Raw genomic sequence first — 22,543 nt, 5'->3', positions numbered from 1 at the left:
GTGCAGTCGCGAGGGAGTCCAAGTCAGTCTTCACACACCGACCATGGACTCCCTCGTCTCATGACCGCAGGGACCCCTTGGACTCAGTCATCTAGAGGCATTCGCTAGAAACCAGAAGGCTGCTCGCCAGGACGGTGAGCCACCTACAACAGCGAGCCCGAGGTGACGAAGGAACGCCGGCAACCGGGGGCAGGACCAGATCGCATGCGGCCGACGACCTAGCATGGGGTGGTGAGTTGCCGAAGGCCTGAAAGGCTCTCTACTGCCGATTCGGTCTGATCCCCGCTGCTGATCGATAGAACGCGTCAGGCTTTCCCGCGACGACGGGCAGACATCGACAGTCGCCTTCTGGGCGCGTCGGGTTATTGACCGGCGCCTGATCGGCGCCGCCTACCCAGTGCGCCCTGATAGCTAAGGCCGGGGCCAGGCCCGTCCGCCCAGCCGCTCGATGTCGGTGTTGAATCGCCGCAGGTACCCGGCGAACGCTGCCACGTCCTCCGGAGTCCAGTCGGCGAGCACTTCGTCCAGGCCCCGGATGCTCGTGGAGCGCGCATCCTCCAGGCGGGCCGCGCCTTCCGGGGTGAGCCTGAACTTGCGGGCGATTCCGCCCTCGGGGTCGGGGATGCGCTCGGCGAGGCCGGCCTTGGTGAGGGCGGCGGTCTGGCGGTTCAGGGTCGACACGTCAAGGTCGAAGGTCTCCGAGAGCTGGCCGATGGACATGGCGCCCTCCATCTGCAGGCGGCTGAGGAGGGTGTAGGCGCTGCGTTCCAGGCCGGTCTGGGTGCGGTTGCCGCCGGTCCGCATGTGGGTGTGCCGGCCGAGCAGCATGGTCTCGAACTCGATCCGGTCCGTGCGCTTGTCCACGCTGGCCTCTCCCGTTCCTCTCTGTGACGCGATCCCGGACGAGCTCGTCCGCACCTCATGGGTCGATTCTAGCCGATGTTGTGCATGGCGCACATCATATGTACTCTGCATGGCATGTGCATAGTGCACATCGCTCGCCGTTCGTCAGATGCAGGGGATACTCATGAACCACCCAGCCGCGGCCGCTCGGCCAGGCCTCGTCATCGGGGTGCTCGCCTCGGCCGGCATCGTCGCATCGCTGATGCAGACCCTGATCGTGCCGCTGATCGGCGAGCTGCCTTCCTTGCTGCACGCCTCCGCGTCGAACGCGTCCTGGGCGGTGACCGTGACGCTGCTGGCCGCGGCGGTGACGACGCCGACCATGGGGCGTCTGGGCGACCTCTACGGCAAGAAGCGCATGCTCCTGGTCTCCTGCGTGCCGCTGGTGGTGGGGTCGGTGGTCTGCGCGCTGTCGTCCTCGCTGGTGCCGATGATCGTCGGGCGCGGTCTGCAGGGCGCCGGTGCGGCGGTCGTCCCGCTGGGTATCAGCGCTCTGCGCGACGCGCTCCCGCCCGAGCGCCTCGGGTCGGCGATCGCGCTGATCAGTTCCAGCCTCGGCATCGGCGGCGCGCTCGGCCTGCCGTTGTCGGCGACGGTCGCCCAGCACGCCAACTGGCACGCCCTATTCTGGCTGTCCGCTGTGTTGAGCCTGTTGGTCGGCGTGGGCATCTGGCTCGTACTGCCCTCGGCGCCGGCTCGGGTCCGAGAGCCGTTCGACTACCTCGGCGCACTCGGCTTGGGCGCCGGACTGCTCTTTCTGCTGCTGGGAGTGTCTAAGGGCGCGGACTGGGGCTGGGGCTCGGCGTCGACGCTCGGGCTGTTGATCGGCGCCCCGATCGTGTTCGTGCTCTGGGGCGCATGGGAGCTGCGCACCGAGTCTCCGCTCGTCGACCTGCGGGTGACGGCCCGTCGTCAGGTGCTGCTCACCAACGCCGCGTCGCTGGTCATCGGCGTCGCGCTGTACGCCCAGTCGCTGATCATCCCGCAGCTGCTGGAGTTGCCGAAGGCCACCGGTTATGGACTCGGCCAGTCGCTGCAGGCCACCGGGCTGTGGATGGCGCCGGCCGGACTGATGATGATGCTCGTGTCGCCGGTCGGGGCGAAGGTCTCGCAAGCGTACGGACCGAAGGTCACCCTCGTGCTCGGTGCCCTGGTCAGTGCCTTGGGCTATGGCGTCGCGCTGGCCTTGATGGGATCCACGCTCGGGCTGCTGGTGATCAACGTCATCTGCTCGACCGGAACCGGCCTGGCCTATGGCGCCATGCCCGCGCTGATCATGGCTGGAGTTCCGGTCTCGGAGACCGCCTCGGCCAACAGTTTCAATACCCTGATGCGCTCGATCGGCACGTCGGCCGCGGCTGCTGTGATCGGCGTCGTGCTGGCCCATATGACCACCGATTTCGGCGGACAGCAGCTGCCATCGCAAAGCGGCTTCCGCACTGGGTTGCTCATCGGCTGCGTCGTGGCAGCGCTGGCGGCCGCGATCGCCGCCACGATCCCGGCCCGGCGCCGCGCATCGGCCTCCGTGGGGACGGCAGGCAGTGAGCCCGGTGAGGCTCCGGCTGCCGCATGAACGGACCAGGGCCCGGCCCTGATCGTGTACTACGGCACCGGGTCGGTGCCGTACCTGGTGCTCATGCTCACCGGCCCGATGCCGAGGACCTTCAAGGCTCTGCGAACGGCGGGTATCACAGTGTCTGAGCTTGCCCCTCTGCTCGGACTCTGAGGTGATGACACGGTTTCCGGAACGGGCATGAGGTGTTGCGGCTGCTACCTCATTTACGGGAGCTGTCGTGCCGAAGCCGTATCCGGCGGAGCTTCGCCGTCATGCCCTGACCCTGATCGCCGCGTGCCGGACCGCTCTCGACGCAGGCGACCGGCTGAGGTGTCAACGTTCTGGGGTACCTAGATGGTATGACTACATAGAGTCAATTACGGGCGGCAGCGGGAGATGGAGCGAGATGACGGACACAGGAGCACCTAGCGCTGTGTCCGGGCCGGTCTTCATCGGAATTCCGGAGCCGGCGCAACCGTCGATGGTTCTGCTCACGCCACGGATGCAGGGCGCACCAGTGCCGACCCCGCGTCACTATCTGCACTTCTACTCCGACCAGGAATGGGAGGAGTTCACGGTGGAGTGGGTCCGCGCGTTGGGGGAGCCGTACGTGTTGGTGACGCGGATGGGTGGCGCTGGCGACCGTGGAGCGGATGTCGCGGCTTGCTTGACGGATCAGGGTACTGGCGGCCCGTGGCACTGCTACCAGTGCAAGCATTACGCAGAGGCGTTGCGGCCGGCCGATGTATGGCCCGAGATCGCGAAGATTTTCCTGGCGAAGGTGCAAGGGACTTACGAGTTACCGGCCAAGTACATTTTCGTGGCTCCGAAGATAGGACCAACCCTGGCGCGGCTGCTGGTGGCTCCGGAGCGGCTGAAATCCGAGTTCTTCAAAGTGTGGGATAAGCAGGACTCGCCGCTCGGGGCGGAGTGGGATGCTGCCGATCGCGTCGCGGTCGGCTTGCTTGCTCGGTCCACTAGCTTTTCGATCTTCAAACCCGTGGACATGGACCTCATCCTTCAGCTGCACGCCACCACCCCACACCACGCACGCCGATTTCCCACCGTGCTTAAGACTCGGCCGGATGTTCCCACGCCTCCGGAGGAGCAGGCCGGCAACGAGGCTGTTTACATTCAAAAGCTGCTCACGACCTACAACCAGAAGCACGGGCTGTCGCTGACCACGCTCGCTGAAGCCAGAGAGCATCTGAAGACGAAAGAGCATGTGGCGCGCCAGCGGCAGGCGTTCTTCAGCGCGGAAGCACTGCGGGTGTTCGCCCGCGATAGTGTTCCTCCCGGGACCTACGCCGCCATCGAGGACGACTTGTTTGAAGCAGTCATCGAGGTCGAGGAACGCGACTACGACACGGGCTTCGAGCGCCTGGACGCCGTTCTGCAGGCTGCGGCGAACCACGCACCCAACCCGGGGAACATCCTGCAGCCCATCGTCACAGTCCGCGACCGCAAGGGCCTGTGTCATCAGCTGGCCAACGAAGATCGACTGACCTGGTGCAAAGATGACGGCGGGGAGTCCACATGAACCCGTTGAACAGTCCGCTCGAAGTGGGGATCCGGGCGCTGGTCCTGCTGGCGGAAACCTTCCCAGAGCGACTGGACGTGGCGCAGCTGGTGTACCTGGACCATGCCATGGTCCACAGTGGCGATCTGCGCGGTGGCCCGGCCAGCCTGCATCCGGACCTGCCCGTCGGCCCAGGCGAGCTTGGCATGCGACGCAACCTGATTGAAGAAGGGCTGGTCGTGCTTATGCGAGCCGGTTTAGCCGAGGTGGTCATCGAGAGCGGCGGATTGCTCTACCGGGCCACGGAGGAGTCCGAGAGCTTTCTGGGAATCATTGAGGCTCCGTACTTGAATGAGCTGAAAGACCGCGCTGCTTGGCTCTTCGAAGCGCACATGCACGAGGAACCGAATGTCCGCGAAGGTATGAAGGCGATCACCGCGCGATGGGCCGATCGCTCCGGCGACTCAGGCAACGAGTGATGACGGGGAGGACGGCTACACCAGTGAGACCTCTGACTTTGCTTCACCTCACCTTTGTCGGCCCTGGCAAGGCCCCCGCAGCGGTGGACTTCCATCCCCGGCTGACCGTCATCTACGGAGCCTCGGAGACCGGTAAGTCCTTCGTTGTCGAGGCGATCGACTACATGTTCGGCGCCGGGAAGCTCAAAGAGATTCAGGAGGCGCAGGGGTATACCGACATTTTGCTCGGCCTGCGCCTAGCCGACGGACAGGCCGTCACGCTGGTGCGCCAGCCTGGGCTCAATAGGGCGGCCGTCTATCACGGAGACTTCCGAACGGTGCCGACTACTCCGCCAGCCAAGGTTCTGCCTGTGAAGCACAACCCGCGATCGGATAACAGCCTCTCCCGCTATCTCCTGAAGATCCTGCAAGCTGACGGTCGTCAGATCTTGAAGAGCGCTCGTCCCACGCTACGCTCGCTGAGCTTTCGAGACCTGGCCCACCTGTGCATCGTCAGCGAGGGCCAGATGGCCGGTTCGCGCTCACCGGTGCTGCCCTCGGGCCAGAGGACCAGCGAGACAGGCGAGAAGTCAGTGTTCAAATATATGCTCACCGGCCAGGACGAATCGGGGCGAGTTGTCGGTCCCACTGACGTTGAGAAGAAGGTCGGCAAGGGAAAGGTTGCCCTACTAACCAGTCTCATCGACGAAGCCCGCAACAGCCTTGCCTTCGATGTGCATCCAACGGAACTGGAGCGTCAGCTGGGGCAGCTCGAGCAAGCTGTTGCGGCGGCATCTGTGGACGTTGACGGCTTGCTCGAGGAGCGCAGGCTGTATACCGATACAGTGCGAGGCCTGGAGAACGACCTGGCCGAAAACCACAGGTCCGCCGACGAGACTCGGATATTGCTCGGCCGCTTCGGACTGTTGCGTCAGCAATATGAGTCGGATCTGGCTCGCTTAGAGATGGTCGCCGAGGCCGGAAACCTTCTCGGCTATTTCCATACCGGGACCTGCGTTTTCTGTGGCGCCGCGCCTGAGCACCAGCAGCCCGGACACAACGTCGACGAGACTACCGAGCTGCACGCTGCCGTCGGTGCCGAGCTGCGAAAAACCATCGAACTGCGTACCGACTTGCTGACCACCATTGAGGACTTGACCGGCCAGCTTGCGGCCCTGGGTAGTGGGGACGCCAGGCTCCGAGCTCAAGTGGGAGAGGCAGAAGAGCGCCTGGCGGTTCTTAGTGTTCTGCTTGCTCCCCTGCGTACTGATACCAGTGAGATGCTCACGGTTCGAACGAAGATTCAGCGCGACTTGACGATCCACGCTCAGATCGAGCGTTTGGAGGAGCTCAAAGCCGATTTCTTGAGTGCGCCGACTCCGGTGCCGGCGCGCCAGGATGGAATCTCGTCGTCCCAGCTCGCTGAGTTCGAGGAACTCGTCCAACAGGTCCTGTCGTCCTGGCAGGTGCCAGGTGACAATGCTGTTAACTACGACGAACAAAGTGGAGAGATCAGCGTCGGCGGGCGCGAGCGACATAGCCGTGGCAAGGGTATGCGCTCGATCATCCATGCGGCCTTCTCCACTGCACTCGTCCACTACACCATGCGTCACGATCGGCCACATCCCGGGTTCGTGGTGCTCGACTCCCCGGTCCTCACCTATCGAGAGCCCGATGAAGTCGACATCGCGCTGACGCACAACGTCGTCGAGCACTTCTACCGAGGATTGCTGGAAGAACGCAGTGCCCAGATCGTTGTCGTGGAGAACGGAGATCCGCCCGAGGGCCTGGGAGACGACGTCACGACGTACGCCTTCGGTACGTCCGGATCCACTCGCCTTGGATTCTTCCCGCCGCAGAATCCGACAGTGGTATCGCTAAGCCGGTCTTATAGCGAGAACGCCCCCGGCGCAGGCTAGCGTTGTGTTCTGAGCTCCTACACTTCTAGCTACGGTGGAGCTATCTGGTTCTCAAGAAGCATCTTCGCTGGGGTGGCGGCCAGAGAATGCGCCGTTTCCAACCTGTGGTGCGTTCGGATCGGCGTCAGGACCGCTCGTCAGCATCCCCAAACACCGGCGCGGCATAGTTCACATTCGGTTGCAGCGCGGACGCTGGCGCGACGCAGCGTAAAGAGGAGGTGCCGAGGTAGAAGCGACATATCACGCTTGCCCGGCGCCCGTGCGCCGGGCGGTCACGAAAGGGCTGCCGTCCAGATCACCGTCGGCGAACACCGCCTTCACCTCCGAGTCGGACACCAGCAGTGCTTCAGACTATTCGCTGCCGGGCCCGCGTTGGCCCCGGTACTCGATGGCTGTCTCCTGCGCGAGAGGGGCGAACGCATCGACCTTGACGCCAAACATGCTGGTGAGTTCCCCAAGGGCACCGCCCGGTACGACGCGACCGGTCTCGTCAGTGATTGCCGACTGGTAGGTGAGCAGCAAGTGCCCGCCAGCTTCTACGAAACGCTGAATGTTCTGGGGCGTCTCGATGCTCACTATGAACATGGGCCTGGTCGCGCCTGGAGCGAAGCCCGTGACCTACCCGACTGCTCGCCCAGACATTCCGGCCGTGGTGGCGCAAGGAACATGAGCGATGAGTAGTAGAGATCAGATTCTCAACCGGATTTGCCAAGCCGTGGCGCCGATGACTGCGACTGAACCGACGATGACCGGCATTACGCGCAGCAGCACGGCGATCCGACGACCGGGCAGATGGTGGATTAACTCGCCGAGAGCCTCGCGGATTACCGGGCTGTCGTGCGCCGTGCGAGCCCTGTCAAAGTCTCGCTCGCGTTCGCGCGACTCCTGGCTGCGCGCGAGGTACACAGCGTCCTGATAGCGGATGGCCTGCTTCCAGAGTACGCGTCGGCCCTTGACGGCTGGCTGCTTGTTCTGGTGGCCGATGAAGCCCCGAACCTGCCGCCGAGCTGGATCGTGTGGACGGCGTGATCACTGAATGCGCGCTCGACCTCGCCGAGACCGGCACCATCGTCCTGGACGGCGGGCCCGGTGAGGGCCGCCGTCGAGTCACGCTCATCCCGACCACCACATCTGCGTCGTCCGAGTGCCCGACCAGGTCGTCTCCTCAGTTTCACAGGCCGTCACTCGCCTGAACCCGACTCGGCCGCAGACATGGATCTCCGGCCCTTCGGCGGTATCCATTCAGATGTGAAGGTCAGGATCTGATGGTGGCGGGACCTGCTTGATCTGTGACAGGGTTCTGTCTCGTGTTGTCGGGGCTGGAATCGCTGTCGCGGGAGGACCTGCTCGCACTGCTCGCCCTGCAACAGCGGCAGATCGAGGATCTGAAGTCCACAGTCGTAGCGCTGACCGACAAGGTGCGTGACCTGGAGTCCCGGCTGGGCCGGAACTCGGGGAACTCCTCGATGCCGCCGTCTTCAGATATTTTCGTGAAACCCGAGCGGCGTAAGAAGCCCAGCTCGGGGCGACCGCGCGGCAAGGAGCCTGGTGCCCCGGGCATGTCGCTGAAGCTGGTGGAGCGCCCGGACCAGCAGTTGGACGAGTTCCCGCCGGAGTGCGGCGGCTGCAGGTCGGCACTACCGAAGGCCTCGGTCGGGTTCACCCGCCGCCAGTGCCACGACATCCTGCCGATCAGCGTGCAGATCACCGAGACTCGTTGGCATCGGGTGCGTTGCGGCTGCGGGCAGGTCACCGCCGCGAAGGTCCCGGACGATGTTCCGGACTGCCCGTATTACGGGCCGCAGTTGGCGACGCTGGCGGTGTATCTGCTGGCGTATCAGCATGTCCCGGTCGAACGCGCGGCCAAGCTGATCCGCGATGTCACCGGCGCTGCACCCTCGACCGGCTGGATCGCCTCGCAGTTGGTGAAGGTCGCCGGCCTGGTCGAGGCCCCGAACAAGCTCATCATGGCGCTGCTGATCCTGGCGTCAGTGCTGCACGCCGACGAGACCGCGACCAACGTCGCGGGCAAGAAGTCCTGGCTGCACGTGGCGTGCACCAACAAGCTGACGCTGCTTACCCTCGCGCCCCGGTCGAAGGCCGGTGCCGCGGCCGGCGGGGTGCTGCCAAACTTCACCGGCACCATGTTCCACGACGCGCTGTGGCTGTACCGCGGTTTCCCGGATGCCGACCACCAACTGTGCTGTGCCCACGTGATTCGCGAGCTCACCGCGTGTGACGAGAGGTTCCCCGGCCAGATCTGGGCCCCGCAGATCCGCTGGTCCCTGGCCGAGATGATCAAAGTGGCGGACGCGGCCAGGAGCGAGGGACTCGATCACATCCCGCCCGAACGGCTGCGCCGCTGGCTGATCTACTACAACTCCGCGATCCAGGTCGGCCTGCACCATCACCCGGTGAACCCGCAGTCCGACAAGCAGAGTATGGAGACGAACCTGCTGCTGCGCCTGCGCGACTACAAGGACCAGTACCTGCGCTTCACCGTCGACCTTGCAGTACCAGCGACGAATAACGCAGCCGAGCGAGACCTGCGCCCGGTCAAGACCCAGTTGAAGATCTCCGGCTGCCACGCCTCGGCCACCGGCGCGAAGAACTGGCTCGCCGTCCGCTCCTACATCGTCACCGCGATCAAGCACGGCCTCGGTGCCTTCGACGTGATCCGCCAGGCGATCACCGGCCAGCCCTGGATGCCATCGATCGAGTTCGCCTGACTGTTGCCGCCCGATCGTTAAGGTGCGGGGTGCGGCGCAACAGTCATAGAGCGACGCCGGTATCGGCACCGTATCGGGGCCACTCAGCCGTGGTCGAGCGGCGTGTTACGTCGTTCGCTGAGATAGCTTCGCGGGTCGTAGTACCGCATGGCCTCGGCCGACGGTGCTTCCGCCATGACGCGATCTCCGGCGTCGGTCGTGGTGACCCACAGCACCTGTTCCAAGCCCTCGTCGTCGTAGAACCAGTTGCGCGGATCGGCTGTGGCACGGCCGATGGCCTCGATCGGCATGACCGGATCGCCAGCAAGCATCCCGTCGTGCACGACTACGAGGCCGCATGCCACGAGCGCGCTGACCGCCGCTGCGAGTTTCTCGGTGTAGCTTGCCAGGTCGTCCGGCTGCCACCACGGGTCCCAGTTGTCCAGGATCCAAGGCAGACCAGAGCCGTCTCCCGATGACGCCGCAGCCAGAGCGCACCGCTGGTGCTGGCTGAGGTCGCGCCAAGCCGTGGTCACGATCGCACCCTACAGCCAGCTCGGTCCAGTATCTGCCGCTGCTGCAGGTTGCAGATACCCGCCCAACAGTGACTCCAGCCCCGACGCCACGAGACAGACCCCGTCAGGCTTCAGGCAGGTCCTGTCAGAATCAGCTCCTGATCTTCAGATCTGAATGAATACCTTCGGCGACGAGCGACATCGAGCTCGACCGTGTCGAGGGGGTGCACGGTCCGTGCCGACTGGAGCTGATCCTTGTCGGCTGATCTGTGTGGAGGAACCTAGGCAACCGGGCACACTCCGAGGCCGCGCGCTTGCCGCCATTCGGTGACGGAGTGACTGCCTATTCCTGGTGTGTCGAACGCTACACAGCCGGATGCAGTAGCGCTTGCAGCAACTCGTCGCGGACCTTCACGACGCCCTCCTGCAGCCCGCGTACATCGCCGTCACTCTCGGCGACAAGGTTCAGCAGCTCGACGACGGAGCCTGCCAGCGATGCGGAAAGTTTGACCTCTGCTTCCATTCCTCCAGCCGGCTCCCCAAGCTCCACTCGCCAGCCAACCTGAAGATGGTGGTCGTTGTCCGCGACCACGGCTTCCAGCGCTTCCCCGTCATCCACGCCGCCTGCGCGGGCATGTGCTACGAACTGTGCGAGCTCTCCCAACGTGATCCTGTCGCCCCAGGACAGTTCGATTGCGACCGCCACGAAATCCTCCTCATAGTGCCGAGGCCATCCGATCGGCTAACGCCGTCGTTTCTTCTTGCTCTTCCGTGTTGAACGCGTCCGGCCACCCGACGCCGGTTGCCCCTGAACCGCTGCCTTGTCCTGCTCTGGTTGCACAGCCGCTTCTTTGTCGTCCGCGTCGGTCTCAGCAGATCTTCCGTCGTCGACTTCGCTCGTCTGCGCCGCGGCCGTACCACGGTGTTCTGCAAGCGCGTCATCCCATCCGAGGAGAACGGCTTGAGCCGCCGTTGCATCGTCGGCACCCGCACGCGCGGTGAGGAGGGCTATCTCCACCGCAGCCATAGCAGCCTCGCGAGTGCTCGCGGTCTTGGCGTAGACGTCATAGTGGCCCGCGAACTTCTCAGCAACTCTTGTCTGGGATGCGAGCGTTCGTGAACGACCCCAGTGCGATCGCATTCGCTCGAGCTCATCGCGAAGCAACTGGCCGTCCCAGTCACCCAGGTCAACGCTCTTCATGACGCGATCCGCGGCGGCCGGCCAGGCCCACGAACCATCGTCAGGTACCGGGATGCCGGCCAAGAGCGCTCGCGCCTGGTCGACGGTGAAGTCGAAGGGGTCGGCGTCGAGGACCACATGAAACAGCGTTCGTGTCATACCGGCGATGGGCAGGTCGGCGAGCTGGCCAAAGGGTGGGCTTGCCGCCAGAGACTTGTCACTCGCGAAGTCTTCGAACCTGTTCACGGCGTGGGTCGTCATGTTCGGGGAGTTCGGCATGCCATGCCGCTGTGCTGCGACAGCGCCGTCCCGCACCGCTCGCCAGGCCTGACAGTACAGCCGGCCGAGCGACATGTAGCCTGCGGCCTTCCGTGCCGCCTCCCGAAGCCGCGGACGATGCTGCTCTGGAACCGGCGGCAGCGACTTGTCGTCGATTTGGTGATCGAAGTAGCGCACTGCTTCATCGGCAATGGCATCCGCAAGGAGTGCGAGCAGCTGCAGACGGTCGGTCTCGTCCAGTTCTTTCAGTCTGAGTCGGCCGGAAAGATGGTCATCCATCCGCGCGACTGCGGTGCCCATGCTTGTACCGAATGGGACGTAGAAGCAGGCCTCCTCCGGGAAGTATCGGTTCGCCAACTGGGGCTGAGCAAGCTTGTCGACCTCACCGTTCGCTGCGGACCAAGCGTCTGCGAAAGTTGCGGGCTCAAACAGGAACGTCGTCACAGCGGTCAATGGGTGGATGCGGATGAGGCCCGTACCGTTCAGCTCGTTCACGAGCGTTGAGGTATCAGCCGTTGCGGTGAAGCGATGACGCCACTTGTTCAACGGAAGTATCAGACCTGGGTTCGCATCGGTCGTAGGTCCATGCCACAGGATCGTGAGCAGCGCAACGGCGTGTTCAAGCCGGCCTCTGGGGATTTCCTTGTCAGGCGTGAATGAGACCTTATAGCGGTCGTTGACTACCTGCCGGCGTTGCGCGTTCCAGCGCTGTTCTGCATCACGAGCCACGCGCTTGGCCGCTGTCTCGGCTGTCGTCTTTTGATACCGATCGCTTCCGAAGACGGCACGCGCCTTTTCGGCGCCGTCAATGTACTTCGGGTCGCAATCCACGCAGGTGGCTGCTCCGCCGGCCAGCACGGCGCTGAAGTCGCTTCGCGTCCGCACGGCCAGTTGATCTCCACAAGCTCGGCATACCTCACCGGGTACGAGAGCGCGTACGCCAGCTGCCGCGACATGCTGAATGGCGCCCAGGCCTTCCGTGCTGATGTCGCGTGTCGACCATGTCCAGCGGGCTACGCCTAGCTTATCGACGCTCTCCAGCTGCCAGTAGGCCAGACCAATGTCAACAATTTGATCCGGCGCGCCATCGAGAACGGAGACCACCAGATCTGGTGGTGCGGTCGTGTCTTCGTGGCCCGAACCCTGCTCACCTTGCCTGTCGCTCCCCACCCCAGACAGCGTAGCTGAGGGTACTGATTTCCAGAACGTCTGCTGGCGCTTCTGACGCTGTAGGCGCGGTGTATGCGCGTGCCAGGAGGAGGGTCAACAGGCAAGGCGGCGCCTCCGCGCGGGACCGCGGAGGCTTGCCTATTAATCTGTGAACCAAGCAGTTCACGGGTTGCCAGGTTCAGCCTGAGTGTGCTGACTCGTAGCGCTGCATGAGGTCGGTCGAGATCCGGCCGCGATCGCTGATCTCGACTCCTTGGTCGCGGAGCCACGCTCTGATGTGCTTGGTGTCGCGCCGCAGGAGAGTTCCTTTGCTTTTCACGCGGCCGGCGACGATAGCAGAGGCAGAGGCCCGAACTGGTGTTGCCGCTGCCACGTACTTCTCGAGAGCGGCCCTGAGCTGCTTCTCGTTCTTACCGTTCAGATCGATCTCGTACTGCTTGCCATCGAGGCTGAACTTGACAGTCGTTGCGTCTTTGGAACCGTCCAAGTCATCGAAGACTTCGATCGTTGTTTTCCTGGCCACTGGGTAACCGTTCTTTAGGCGTCGTGTCGGTCATGATGGTGCCCGACTGCCAGCTAGTTGAGCAAGCCACGCCCCATATTTTCATGCTGGCTCGACATCGCTGGCATCCACAGTTGACATGGGGACGTAGTCTCGCCGACGACATACAGCTCGGGCCGTTCCTTGAATGTGGCAGTAGGCGACGCGCTGGGCTTCAAGACCTCAAGGAAGCGACCGACCGCGAGCTCGAACTCTTCTGACTAAGAACACTCATGATTCGAACGTAGAGATCCAAGATGCCCGAGGGCGGCGTGGGGTGCTCGATCGCGAAGCACGCCCCTACCCGCGGCTTACTCCGCCCCCCAATAGCTTTGGCGTTGTCGTATATGGCCTGGTCAACGCGTCCAAGAAATGCTTCGAACTCCCCAGCCTTCGTGCCGTCGTCACCGAATCGGTCAGCCAATGTGAAGACGCCGACCTCTCGCCAGTAGTCGCGCCAGGCTTCGAAGTCATCGCGGTCACTGGGTGGACCAGCGGGCAGTCCCTGTCCGCGCCCGGCAAGCTGCTTCGCCAGCACGCTGTCGCCCCGGAGCGCCGGCCCATCGGCGATGATCGCCCACGGTACGCCGAAAGCATCGAGGTAGCTGCAGTACGAGCCAAACGCCTTATCGCCTCCGACGCTGATGATCGGGATGTGAGCAGCTTCTGGGTCCGGCAGTCCGACCGTACTGGTGTCGCGCCACCACTCCGGAAGTGCACCGGTCTCTGTTTGCCCTTCACAGAGGATCACCCCGGCAGCGAACAGCAGTCCACGGACGTGAGTCGGCTCCAGTAGCTTGCGCCACCCGAGCTTCTCGTCGGCTTTCAGCGACGGGGCTCGGCGAACTTCGACCCCATCGACGGTCGGAGCAAGGCGCGTGATCTTTTCGAGATCGTCAACGCCATCGATCGGCACCATGTCAGGGTTATGCGTGATGACGAGCACTTGCCCGGCATCACGGAGTGCGGTGATGAGGCGGCGTTGCATAGTCGGCTCCAGGTTGACCGCTGGTTCGTCGAGCACCAGGAGCCGACCGTATTCGCGCGAGAGCAAGGTAGCCAGCACAAGCGCTTCCTCCCGACCTGTGCCGGAGAAAGACACCGGGATCTCACCCTGGTCACTTACCACCGTCGGCTCAATGCGCAGGTCGGCCGATCCTTCACTGTCGATGGGCCGAGTGCGCAGCCCGAGCTGGCAGCTGGTCAACTTGGCGTATAGCTCAACCAGCCGTTCGTACTGCCGCTGCTCAACCGCGGAGCCGTTCTTAAGACGGAACAGCTCCGCAGCGACTGCACTCCCGTCGCGTAGATCAACAGGACCGCTGGTTAGCTCCTGAAGGGCGAAATCACTTCGAGCTGGCAGGCGTCGGTTCTCAGTAAGGACGATGCCACGCCTCAGGATCGCCTCCATCACGTGCACGAAGCCGAAGATGCGGTTGTCAGCATCTGTCACGCCCAGCTGATGGGCCAGCTCCTGTCGACTTGCAGCCCGAGGCAAGGATGCGTCAGTTGCGGTGGAGACATCGAAGTCAATGCTCTCGATTGCCGATGGCAACGCGTGCTCAAAGCTGATCGAACGCTTGTAATATGCTCCGTCAAGCGATCCGTTGGACCCCACACGTGTATCGACTGCGGCGTACAGGGCCTGTGTAAAGCTGCGAACTCTCCGCTGCTGACTGAACGCTTTAGTGCCTGAGCAAAGGCGAATGTGCCCAGCGTTATTGCCAACTAGGCCGATCTGCCAACGCTCGAAATCCACGCCGAACTCCCAGACTGCGGACCACGGCATCGGCTGACGTTCGTCGTATTGGACGCGAAGGGCGCCGTCGTGTAAGACAGAGATCGAGTCCTCGTCAAGAACGGCACGAGCAAACCCGTCGAGCACCTCCGGTGTGTTTTCCTCTGCATCCTCCGGTTGGGTGCCATACGCGCATGACGCGCGTACGAATAGCCAGACCAGGTCGCGCTCCCACTGCTGGTTCATTTGCAGTGTAATTACGACTTCGAACGTATCAGAGCCCCAGCGGCCTGCCTCCCTGTAAGCGTCGGCTCGCTGTATTCCAGTGCTAGCCCGTGCGTAACGCTCGATGACCGAACAGGCGAGGTCGAGGCACCGGCCAAGATTGGACTTACCGACGCCGTTGGGTCCCGTGACGATGGTGGTTCCGGGGCCAAGCGTCGTGTGCAAGTCCGAGAAAGACAGAACGTTTGTCGCGCTGATACTTGTCACCAACATGTCGCGTCCGCTTCAGTTAGGGAGGATCCATCTTCCCACCAAGGACGCGCTGGACGGGCCGAGTTGACTTGATGCGTTCAATACCATCTCGCTCCTCAGCGCTGGCACCGTCGAGCAGTACGCGTTCGTTCCCGCGCATTGCCGGCTGGAGTTACCCGGCGGGCTTATCCCCGCGTCTCAACGCTGTTGGGCCGGCAGACCGTGCTCCCATCGCAGGGGGATGTCGGCCGTGCCATGCTGTCCATTTTCATTGTGTACGGCTTCGCAGCGACGACGCGCGGCCCACGACAGAGGCAGTGGTTCGGCTGCGACTCAGCCGCCGGCCAGCGCGTCGGCGAACTGCGCGGCGTACAACCGCGCGTAGGCACCGCCGGCATCGAGCCACCCGGTGGGGTCCCTGTTCCATGATCGCCCCGTCTTCCATCACCACGATCGTGTCCGCGTCACGGATGGTGGACAGCCGGTGGACGATCACGATATGGTGCGCCCCTCGCGCAGTCGCGCCATGGCCTGCTGGATCATTATTTCGGTGCGGGTGTCCACGGAGCTTGTCGCCTCGTCGAGTACCAGGATCGCGGGTTCGGCCAGGAACGCCCGGGCGATCGTGAGCAGTTGCTTCTCTCCTGCGCTCAGCCCCGAGCCGCCGTCGTCGTCCAGGACCGTGTCGTAGCCGTCCGGCAAGGTCCGGATGAACCGGTCGGCGTGGACGGCTCGGGCCGCGGCGACGATGTCCTCGCGGGTGGCGCCCGGTGATCCGTAGCCGATGTTCTCGGCGATGGTCCCGCTGAAGAGCCATGTGTCCTGGAGGACCATCCCCACCCGGGATCGAAGCTGGGCGCGTGTCATTTCGGTGGTGTTGACACCGTCGACCGTGATGGTTCCCTCGTCGATTTCGTAGAAGCGCATCAGCAGGTTGACGAGGGTGGTCTTGTCGGCCCCGGTCGGCTCGACGATGGCGACCGTGTGGCCGGGCTCCGCGACGAGCGTCAGGTCCTCGATGAGCGGTCGCTCGGGGGAGTAGCGGAACCCCTCGTGGTCGAACTCGACTCGGCCTCGGTCCCGAGTCTGGAGTGCTGGCCGGCTTGGTGCGTCCGGCGATTGCTCCGGTGCGTCGAGCATCCTCACCGACGGCGGTGCCTTCGGCCTGTAGCTGCACGACGCCGCCGCATCGCCGCGATCGGCCAACAACCCGCCGCGTCGGGCCGTTCCGAGCGGTCGGCCTTGCCGACGGCGCGCCGCACATGTCCGGCGGACAGCTGGTGTCGCCCTGACCGTCCGTATTCAGCTGGCGTACACGCTGCTTTAAGGTGTGATCATCAGGGTTCGGCATCGTGCCTACTTCTCACTCGCGCCTCGGCGCCGGAGTGACGGCATCCCGAAGGCCGCGCCGCTGCCGAATTTCACGGTGAGGCTGGAGCAGTGGCGCGCGGTGGAGGATTCTGATGACCCGCCCCTGGCGATGGCCCCGTTGTTTCGGCGTGGCATGGTGGAAGAGGGCTACCCGTTGCCCGATTCGACGGAGACTGACGAGGATTCGGCACCCGAAGAATGATCGTCGATGTGGACGACCCCAGTACCTGGCCGGCCGCGGTGGCGGAGTTCGTCGACGACTGCGAAGCCGAGCTGCAAGGCCTGGGGCTCGCGCCGACGGAGCTTGTCGTGCCCGCAGGTGTCTACGACGAGCGGCTGGTCCATCTGCTGGCTGGCCATCGGCTGCGGGCCTACCACTGCGCCCGGCTCCTGGAGTGCGAGGCCGCCGCCATCCGGTCGCAGGGCTTGAGGCCGTTGAGCGGGGAGCTTGTACCGGACAAGCTCGAGAATGCCGTGCGCTGCGGGGCCATCACGGCCGAGGAGCGCGCGAGGCTGCATGAGCACCGGCGGCTTGATAGTGCCGGGCTCGTGGTCGAGGGCCGGGTCTGCCTGGCGCTGTCGACGGCCGACTTCGGACTGGCCGCCCACTTCTTCAACCCGCTACCGTCGTGCTGGGGCGGTGAGGCGATCTACGCTGCCCACGAGAGCGGGGCCACGGGCCTGGCCGGGCTGCTGCGCGGCCTGGGCCGCCCGTCGATTGTGGTCGCCCAGCTCGAGGCCTCGGCAATCGCCGCGACCCCGTCCTTGACCGGCTCGTTCGTGGCAGTGGCCGCCGGCTGGCCCGCCGAGGAGCATGGCGCCGACATCGCCTACGCCGGGCCGGTGCCGCCCGATTTCGTCGAGGACGTGTGGCATCCCGGCGATGCCGACTACGACCGGTTCCCGGACCTGGTTCGCGACTGAGACTTCTCCAGGATTCTCGCCTGGGCTGCCGCCGCAGTCTCGGCGGCGATGGCATCGACGCCAGGGCTTGCGCGGCGGCTCCAGGATGTACCGGGCGAGGCGCAGACTGAAGGTCCATCGCGGAAGTGAATGCCCCGATTCGGGCCGTCTGCTCGTGTGTTGCATGGGATCCTGGAGTTCCGGCAGCCCTACGTCTCGTCCATGGATTTTGCACTTAAGGGTTCCCGATCTTGGAGGCCCACCATGGCGCTGACCGCACAGCACGCCGAACTCGGTGCCCTGGATGCCACCTGCCCTGATCGAGAAGCAGGTGCGGACTGGGCCCGTGTTCATTGCACGAGGCCGCGGCCGCCGCTGTTATGCCAGGAGTGCGCACACCGGCATGCCAAGGTGTCCCCGGCGGGAGGCTTGTGCTACTTCGCACGCGATGCAAGGGCTCCAGCCTGTTCCTCGGTCAGAGAGTCAGTGGTGCACTACCTGCTCAAACTCGAGCCGGCGGTCGCGGTGCGAGCCGCAGGGTGGGCGGCAAAACTCCATGTCACAGGCCAGGACAGCGGCTGGCGGGCTGATGTGCTGGGCTGTTCCCCCGACCGCTCGCGCCGCATCGCCTGGCTCTTGGCCCACGCACGCCCCGGCGACACGATCGTCGTCCACACCCTGGACCGCGTCCCAGCAATGGATGCGGCTTGCCGGCCGCGCTCCTGTATGGAGGCTAGATCGTGAGCCTGTTGCGTACGCGACGAGGCGTGCTGGTCGTTGCCGCCGCGTCGTGTGCGATTGCCGCAGTCTGCGTAATCGGCATTCGTACCCGGCAGCCCTCGCCGTCGTCGCCGGCGGAAACCATCTCAGGCCGTGTGTCCTGCCTTTCCGGGCAGCCGGTCGAGGGGGTATGGGTCGCGGGGCAGACCGACATCGGGCTGTGGGCCGAGTGGAAGCCGGTGGACGCGTCCGGCTCGACTGCCGACTACAAGGCCACGATCCCAGCATCAGTGGAATACCAGCTCCGGGTCGGGTGCGGTGGAAGCCCGCAAAACTGGTCCAAGACCATTACCTCGGCCTATACGTCTGAGCTGGCGTTGGCCTTGCAGTGCCAGGACATGCCGGGTTCGCCGCGCTTCGGCTCGTGCCGCTAACCCGGATCCTTCCCGCGGCGGCAGAGAAGGCGCGAGTCGACCAGCCGCACCCGTGCGGATGCCGACGGGAGCGGCGGCCGGCGCGGCGGTTGAGCGCGTCCCCCGATTCGGCGACGGGCCTTGTACGTGTTCGGTCTCGGGCCGCGTGACATGAGGATAAGTGCATGGCAGCGCCCTCCATTGAGATGGTCACCGAGGTCGACGCCGAACTTGTCGACGTTTTCAACCGGCCTATCTCGCAGCTCACGCCAGCCTTTCGCCCGTTGGACAGGTACGCGCTGTCGCAGGCTGTAGGAGCACCGGCCAACACGGTGCTCGCGGCCAGGCTCGGCGACCGGATCGCTGGCGTCCTTACCCTGGTGATCATGGCGTTGCCCACGGGGAACACCGCCCGCATCGAGGACGTGGTGGTGGACGAGGCCCGCGCGGCCAGGGGGTGGGCCTGGCGTTGCTGAATCGTGCGCTGGCCGTGGCCAGGGAGACCATGCCGCGCGCGGTGTCGATCTCCCATCCGGCGCCCAGCGTGTCGCTGCCCACCGTATGTACGAAAAGGGCGGGTTTGAGAGGCACGAGACCAGCGTCTACCAGCATCTGCTGGAGTAGCGGGCCGCCTTGCGCGGCCTGAGGCCTATCCGTGCGCCGGGGATGTGACCAGCTTGCACGTCTGGTATGCCGTTTCGCCGGCGATGTCGTCGCAGTGGACGTTGAGCGAGGCTGCGGTGGTGTTCTTCGACGAAGCCGACATGCCCCAGTGCTGGGCAGTTCCTCCGCAGCCCACGTGCAGTTGGTATGCAACGCCCTTGGGGATAGCAGCCCGGTACGCCGTGGCCGATGGCATGTCCTGATTCGGCGTCCTGGTTGCGTAGAGACCGACGCCCGTCTCCTCGGCGATCCAGATGTTCGCCACGGCGCGTCCAGAATCGCAGTAGACCAGACCGGTGATGGTCTGCTGCGGTGCGGGTGACCAGGGCAAGCGGCCCTTCCCCAGGAGCAGGGGGGATGCCACGGCCACAACCAACACCGTCGACCCGATCAGCCAAGTAGCAGTGTGCCGATGCATTGCGTCCTCATGGCTCTTGCGTGCCGTCGTCGTGGCCGGGATCGTCGGGGTCGGGGAGGATGTTGTCGTACACCGCCTCGAAGTATCGCCGTACTGGGTTGTCGATCGGACGGCCCGCTTCGTCGTATTTTTCGGAGATGCGCTTGAGGTGTCCGCGGATAGTGTCTTCCCGAACGGCCAGCCTCCGGGCGACTTGCCCAGCGGTCAAGCCTGCGGCGGACAGGCGCATCACTTGGGTTTCCCTGGGGGTCAGCCTTGGGGTGCCTTTGCCTTCTTGGAGCAGCACGTCGGTGATGAACTGCGGGGACAGTACCCGGTCGTCGCCAGCGGTGGCACGGATGGCAGCCAGGAAGGTTTGATCGTCCCGGAGGTCTTGCTTGGCCAGGAAGTTCAGTTGTTGTCGACGGACGGACTCCAAGATGTCGGCCCGGTCGGGCTGGGAGCTGGTAGCCAGCACCCTGGTGCCCCACTGGCGCAGGCGGGCGACGTTCTCAGCCAGTCCGGAGCTGCGCCGGCCGAGCATGACGTCGAGTACGACAACGTCGGGGGGCGCCCCGTGGATCTGTTCGACGAGCTTGGCGACGTCAGGGCTTGCGGCGACCAGCAGGATCTCCGGCAGGCGCGCCAGGGCCTCGGAGATGGCGCTGACGGCGAAGTCGTCGTCGTCGACGATCGCGACCGAGATCGTCATCGGCCCGCCAGGGCAAGCCACACCAGCGCGGTCCCCGGCCAGGGGGCCTCGTGCCGATCGAAATCCAGGTCGAATGCCAAAACGGCGCCTTCAGCGGTCGTGTAGTGCTCCACGGCCGCGCGCAGCGCGGCGATGTCGCTCTCTCGGACGGTGCATGTCAACGTCATGCTGTGCGCCTGATGCTGGTTGTGCGGATCATCGTCGATCCCGTCGTGACGTGTCATGTCCGCGTGTTCGTGGAGCATGATCCTTGCTTTGCCCGGTGCGGCCAGCCGCAGTGCCTGGGCCATGACCACAACCATAGGTGCGCCAACAGTGGCGGGGAAGGCAGCGAAGCTGTCGCCTAGCAGTATCTCCAACTCCAGGTCGGCGGCAATTGCCTCATGGCTGAGGGACGCCAGAGCGTCGGTTCCGGACAGTGCCGCCGACAGCGCGTCCTGTCTTCGCAGGCCCCGCTCGGCGGCGCGGAACAGGCGCAGCGTGTCGGGATGCTCCGGGTCCATCACCCCAGAGCTGACCGACTCCAGCAGGGCGTAGGTTTCCTCGTCGATCACCGCAGCGCGGATCGTGCGCGAGCGGTGGGTGATCTGGGCGGCATACAAGCGGGCGCGGGCGATCCCGGAGTTCCAGGCCGCGCGGGCGGTGACGGTCGTGGTCCGCGTCAAGATGACGAAGGCGATGGCGAAGCCGGCCTGGAGCATGGCGTTCTCCAACGCGATCGCGCTGAGTTTGAGTAACCCCGGAAGATCCGCTCCGATCTTGAAGGCGATGATCGTGGTCTGGATCGCGTCGTGGACGGCCACCGCGGCCACGACGGCCCTGATGGGCAGATATGCGGCGACGAACGCCAGCGGCCATATCGTCGAGCCGAACGACCAGTTGGCAAAGCCGAGCACGCCGCGCGGCCGACAGTCGATGGTGACGCTTGCAGCTGCCGCCACGATCACCGCGACGGCCGCCCACATCAGCCAGGGCCGAGCGCTGTGTCCGATACGCGCGGCCAGAGTAAGCCCGGCAGCCATCTGCACGGCCCAGGCGGCGGGGGGAAGCCAGGGGTAGAAGTAGTCGGAGGCGTAGTGCAGGGAGGCGTACAGGGCCAGCAACTGGAATACGAAACCGGCCGCGGCCAGGAGTTGGAAGGTGTCGGCGCCGTAAAGCCGCAGCGCGATCCCGGTATCGGGTGAGTCCCCGGCCGGGACGACACCGGGACGCCATCTGAGAACGACGGTCGTCCCCAGGCCGGGTGCCGACCGGATCTCGGCGGTGCCCCCGATGTCCCGCATCCGGCCGACGATCGAGGAGGACAACCCCTTCCCCGCCCGCGGTGAGCGACCGGGGTCGAAACCGCGCCCCCGGTCGGTCACGGTGATCTCCACTGTGCCGTCGGCGACGGCTAGGCCGACGTCCGCGGAGTCGGTACCGGCATGCCGATGGACGTTCGCCAGCGCCTGACGAGTCGCCTCGCCCAACTCTGTGCAGACCTCCGCCGGCACTGCGGGATCGGCCTGGCTGACAGGGCCGATGGCGTACCGGATGTCCAGCCCGAGGGATCGGGCCCACTCGAGGGCGCCGTCAACGGCGTGGGCGACAGAATAGGCCTTGTCCTCGGCGATGCGTCCCTCGCGCAGGTCGTGAAGCGCCGCAAGCGACTCCTGGCAGTTGCGCACCGCGGTGGCGCGGCGGCGCCGCAGGTGCCCGTTGCCCACGAGCACCAGGGCCGACCGGACTTTGTCGTGCAGCATGCGCTCTTGAGCCGCGCGCTCGGCCTGCTTACGCTCCTCCACGATGAGCTTGCGGTTGTCGGCGACCTCCCGCTGCAGCGCCGTATCAGCGCTTTCGGCGTTGCGCCGCAAAGCCCTGACCACGCCAGCGTCCAGCAGCCCCTGCACGATCAGGACCAGCGACGTCGGCACGCCGTCAGGAGTCAAGACCGACTCCCCCGCAGAGGCAATACCCGCCAGATAGGCGCAGATGATCACCGCCGTGACCGCGACGGACCCCGCGGTGCTCAGCAGCATGGCGGCCATCAGAACCGACACCGACGCTCCCGCGAACACCCAGTTGGTCCCATCCCCGATCAGCGGAGCGGGAACCAGGGAGGCCTCCCCGACCAGCAGCGCGGCGAAGATCGACGCATCCAGCCACGCTACCGTCCGCACCGGGAAATCGTCGTGGACAGCCAACCACGCCACGAAACCCGACCAGCCCAGGGTCGCCGCCACGACCGGCGCCGCGGCCGCAGGCATCGGGACGGCGAACGACGGCCCCGCCACCGTAACGAGGACCAGCACCGACCACAGCAGGCGAAGCATCGCCGTGCTGCGCACGAACACCGTCCGGACCGAGACGCGCATCGGCTGCTCCGCCAGGACATCACCCTGTTCGGAGGCCGCCCGCCACAG

Annotated in this window: 19 protein-coding genes and 2 pseudogenes; 9 read left to right on the top strand and 12 right to left on the bottom strand. The window is 65.0% G+C overall.

The genetic code is table 11. The features are described from left to right. Positions 1-411: 411 nt before the first annotated feature. Positions 412-828, bottom strand: coding sequence for a MarR family winged helix-turn-helix transcriptional regulator (locus tag ABIA35_RS40390; RefSeq protein ID WP_370361459.1), 417 nt, complete (start codon positions 826-828; stop codon positions 412-414). Positions 829-1,027: 199 nt separating this feature from the next. Here ABIA35_RS40390 and ABIA35_RS40385 point away from each other — a divergent pair, with 199 nt between their 5' ends. The 4 genes from ABIA35_RS40385 (at position 1,028) to ABIA35_RS40370 (ending at position 6,354) form a co-directional block, all read left to right on the top strand. After that, a complete protein-coding gene (locus ABIA35_RS40385; protein ID WP_370361457.1) occupies positions 1,028-2,476 on the top strand; it encodes an MFS transporter in 1,449 nt (482 codons plus the stop codon). 415 nt (positions 2,477-2,891) lie between these two features. Continuing rightward, positions 2,892-3,998, top strand: a complete 1,107-nt coding sequence (locus ABIA35_RS40380) for an ABC-three component system protein (RefSeq protein WP_370361456.1) — start codon at positions 2,892-2,894, stop codon at positions 3,996-3,998. Continuing rightward, a complete protein-coding gene (locus tag ABIA35_RS40375; protein ID WP_370361455.1) occupies positions 3,995-4,456 on the top strand; it encodes an ABC-three component system middle component 2 in 462 nt (153 codons plus the stop codon). The genes ABIA35_RS40380 and ABIA35_RS40375 overlap by 4 nt, the downstream gene beginning before the upstream one ends. Before the next feature lie 83 nt (positions 4,457-4,539). Beyond that, on the top strand, positions 4,540-6,354 hold the full coding sequence (locus tag ABIA35_RS40370; protein WP_370361454.1) for a hypothetical protein: 1,815 nt from the start codon (positions 4,540-4,542) through the stop codon (positions 6,352-6,354). 351 nt (positions 6,355-6,705) lie between these two features. Here the strand turns inward: ABIA35_RS40370 and ABIA35_RS40365 are convergent, their stop codons facing one another. Together ABIA35_RS40365 and ABIA35_RS40360 are read right to left on the bottom strand one after the other, a co-directional pair. Further along, positions 6,706-6,930 (bottom strand): beta-galactosidase trimerization domain-containing protein, encoded by a 225-nt coding sequence (locus tag ABIA35_RS40365; protein WP_370361453.1) that lies wholly within the window; start codon positions 6,928-6,930, stop codon positions 6,706-6,708. Between the two features lie 111 nt (positions 6,931-7,041). Continuing rightward, entirely contained in the window at positions 7,042-7,260 is a 219-nt protein-coding gene (locus ABIA35_RS40360) for a hypothetical protein (protein ID WP_370361452.1), read from the bottom strand. 401 nt (positions 7,261-7,661) lie between these two features. Between ABIA35_RS40360 and ABIA35_RS40355 the strand changes: the two genes are divergently transcribed. Beyond that, on the top strand, positions 7,662-9,083 hold the full coding sequence (locus tag ABIA35_RS40355) for an IS66 family transposase (RefSeq protein ID WP_370361451.1): 1,422 nt from the start codon (positions 7,662-7,664) through the stop codon (positions 9,081-9,083). An 83-nt stretch (positions 9,084-9,166) separates the two neighbouring features. Here ABIA35_RS40355 and ABIA35_RS40350 read toward each other — a convergent pair whose 3' ends face one another. Further along, positions 9,167-9,598: a hypothetical protein gene (locus tag ABIA35_RS40350; protein WP_370361450.1), complete on the bottom strand. Its 432-nt coding sequence runs from the start codon at positions 9,596-9,598 to the stop codon at positions 9,167-9,169. A gap of 161 nt (positions 9,599-9,759) precedes the next feature. On the opposite strand from ABIA35_RS40350, the pseudogene ABIA35_RS40345 reads away from it, so the two are divergent. After that, positions 9,760-9,843, top strand: a pseudogene (locus tag ABIA35_RS40345) (lactate utilization protein C); the annotation flags it as partial. 98 nt (positions 9,844-9,941) lie between these two features. Here the strand turns inward: ABIA35_RS40345 and ABIA35_RS40340 are convergent. From ABIA35_RS40340 to ABIA35_RS40320, 5 genes and pseudogenes are all read right to left on the bottom strand, one after another. Further along, a complete protein-coding gene (locus tag ABIA35_RS40340) occupies positions 9,942-10,283 on the bottom strand; it encodes a hypothetical protein (RefSeq protein WP_370361449.1) in 342 nt (113 codons plus the stop codon). A gap of 36 nt (positions 10,284-10,319) precedes the next feature. Next, the gene (locus ABIA35_RS40335) at positions 10,320-12,206 is read right to left on the bottom strand and encodes a hypothetical protein (protein WP_370361447.1); all 1,887 of its coding nucleotides are present in this window, start codon (positions 12,204-12,206) and stop codon (positions 10,320-10,322) included. Between the two features lie 178 nt (positions 12,207-12,384). Beyond that, a complete protein-coding gene (locus tag ABIA35_RS40330; protein WP_370361446.1) occupies positions 12,385-12,729 on the bottom strand; it encodes an Lsr2 family protein in 345 nt (114 codons plus the stop codon). A gap of 193 nt (positions 12,730-12,922) precedes the next feature. Next, positions 12,923-14,731 (bottom strand): ATP-dependent endonuclease, encoded by a 1,809-nt coding sequence (locus ABIA35_RS40325; RefSeq protein WP_370361444.1) that lies wholly within the window; start codon positions 14,729-14,731, stop codon positions 12,923-12,925. A gap of 564 nt (positions 14,732-15,295) precedes the next feature. Further along, positions 15,296-16,102: pseudogene (locus ABIA35_RS40320) on the bottom strand (ABC transporter ATP-binding protein); the annotation flags it as partial. Between the two features lie 429 nt (positions 16,103-16,531). Between ABIA35_RS40320 and ABIA35_RS40315 the strand changes: the two are divergent. The 3 genes from ABIA35_RS40315 (at position 16,532) to ABIA35_RS40305 (ending at position 18,845) form a co-directional block, all read left to right on the top strand. Continuing rightward, the gene (locus tag ABIA35_RS40315) at positions 16,532-17,257 is read left to right on the top strand and encodes a hypothetical protein (RefSeq protein WP_370361443.1); all 726 of its coding nucleotides are present in this window, start codon (positions 16,532-16,534) and stop codon (positions 17,255-17,257) included. A 719-nt stretch (positions 17,258-17,976) separates the two neighbouring features. Further along, the gene (locus ABIA35_RS40310) at positions 17,977-18,390 is read left to right on the top strand and encodes a hypothetical protein (RefSeq protein WP_370361442.1); all 414 of its coding nucleotides are present in this window, start codon (positions 17,977-17,979) and stop codon (positions 18,388-18,390) included. A gap of 164 nt (positions 18,391-18,554) precedes the next feature. After that, complete coding sequence (locus tag ABIA35_RS40305) at positions 18,555-18,845, top strand: hypothetical protein (protein ID WP_370361441.1); 291 nt, start codon at positions 18,555-18,557, stop codon at positions 18,843-18,845. Positions 18,846-19,018: 173 nt separating this feature from the next. Here ABIA35_RS40305 and ABIA35_RS40300 read toward each other — a convergent pair whose 3' ends face one another. From ABIA35_RS40300 to ABIA35_RS40290, 3 genes are all read right to left on the bottom strand, one after another. After that, positions 19,019-19,396 carry a hypothetical protein gene (locus ABIA35_RS40300; RefSeq protein ID WP_370361440.1) on the bottom strand — a complete coding sequence of 126 codons (378 nt, stop codon included), beginning with the start codon at positions 19,394-19,396 and terminating at the stop codon, positions 19,019-19,021. A 61-nt stretch (positions 19,397-19,457) separates the two neighbouring features. Then, the gene (locus ABIA35_RS40295) at positions 19,458-20,141 is read right to left on the bottom strand and encodes a response regulator transcription factor (protein WP_370361439.1); all 684 of its coding nucleotides are present in this window, start codon (positions 20,139-20,141) and stop codon (positions 19,458-19,460) included. Then, positions 20,138-22,495 (bottom strand): sensor histidine kinase, encoded by a 2,358-nt coding sequence (locus ABIA35_RS40290; RefSeq protein WP_370361438.1) that lies wholly within the window; start codon positions 22,493-22,495, stop codon positions 20,138-20,140. The genes ABIA35_RS40295 and ABIA35_RS40290 overlap by 4 nt, the downstream gene beginning before the upstream one ends. Positions 22,496-22,543: the final 48 nt, after the last annotated feature.

The organism is Catenulispora sp. MAP12-49, assembly GCF_041262705.1.
Lineage (GTDB): Bacteria > Actinomycetota > Actinomycetes > Streptomycetales > Catenulisporaceae > Catenulispora.
This window is presented reverse-complemented; position numbering and strand designations above follow the sequence as displayed.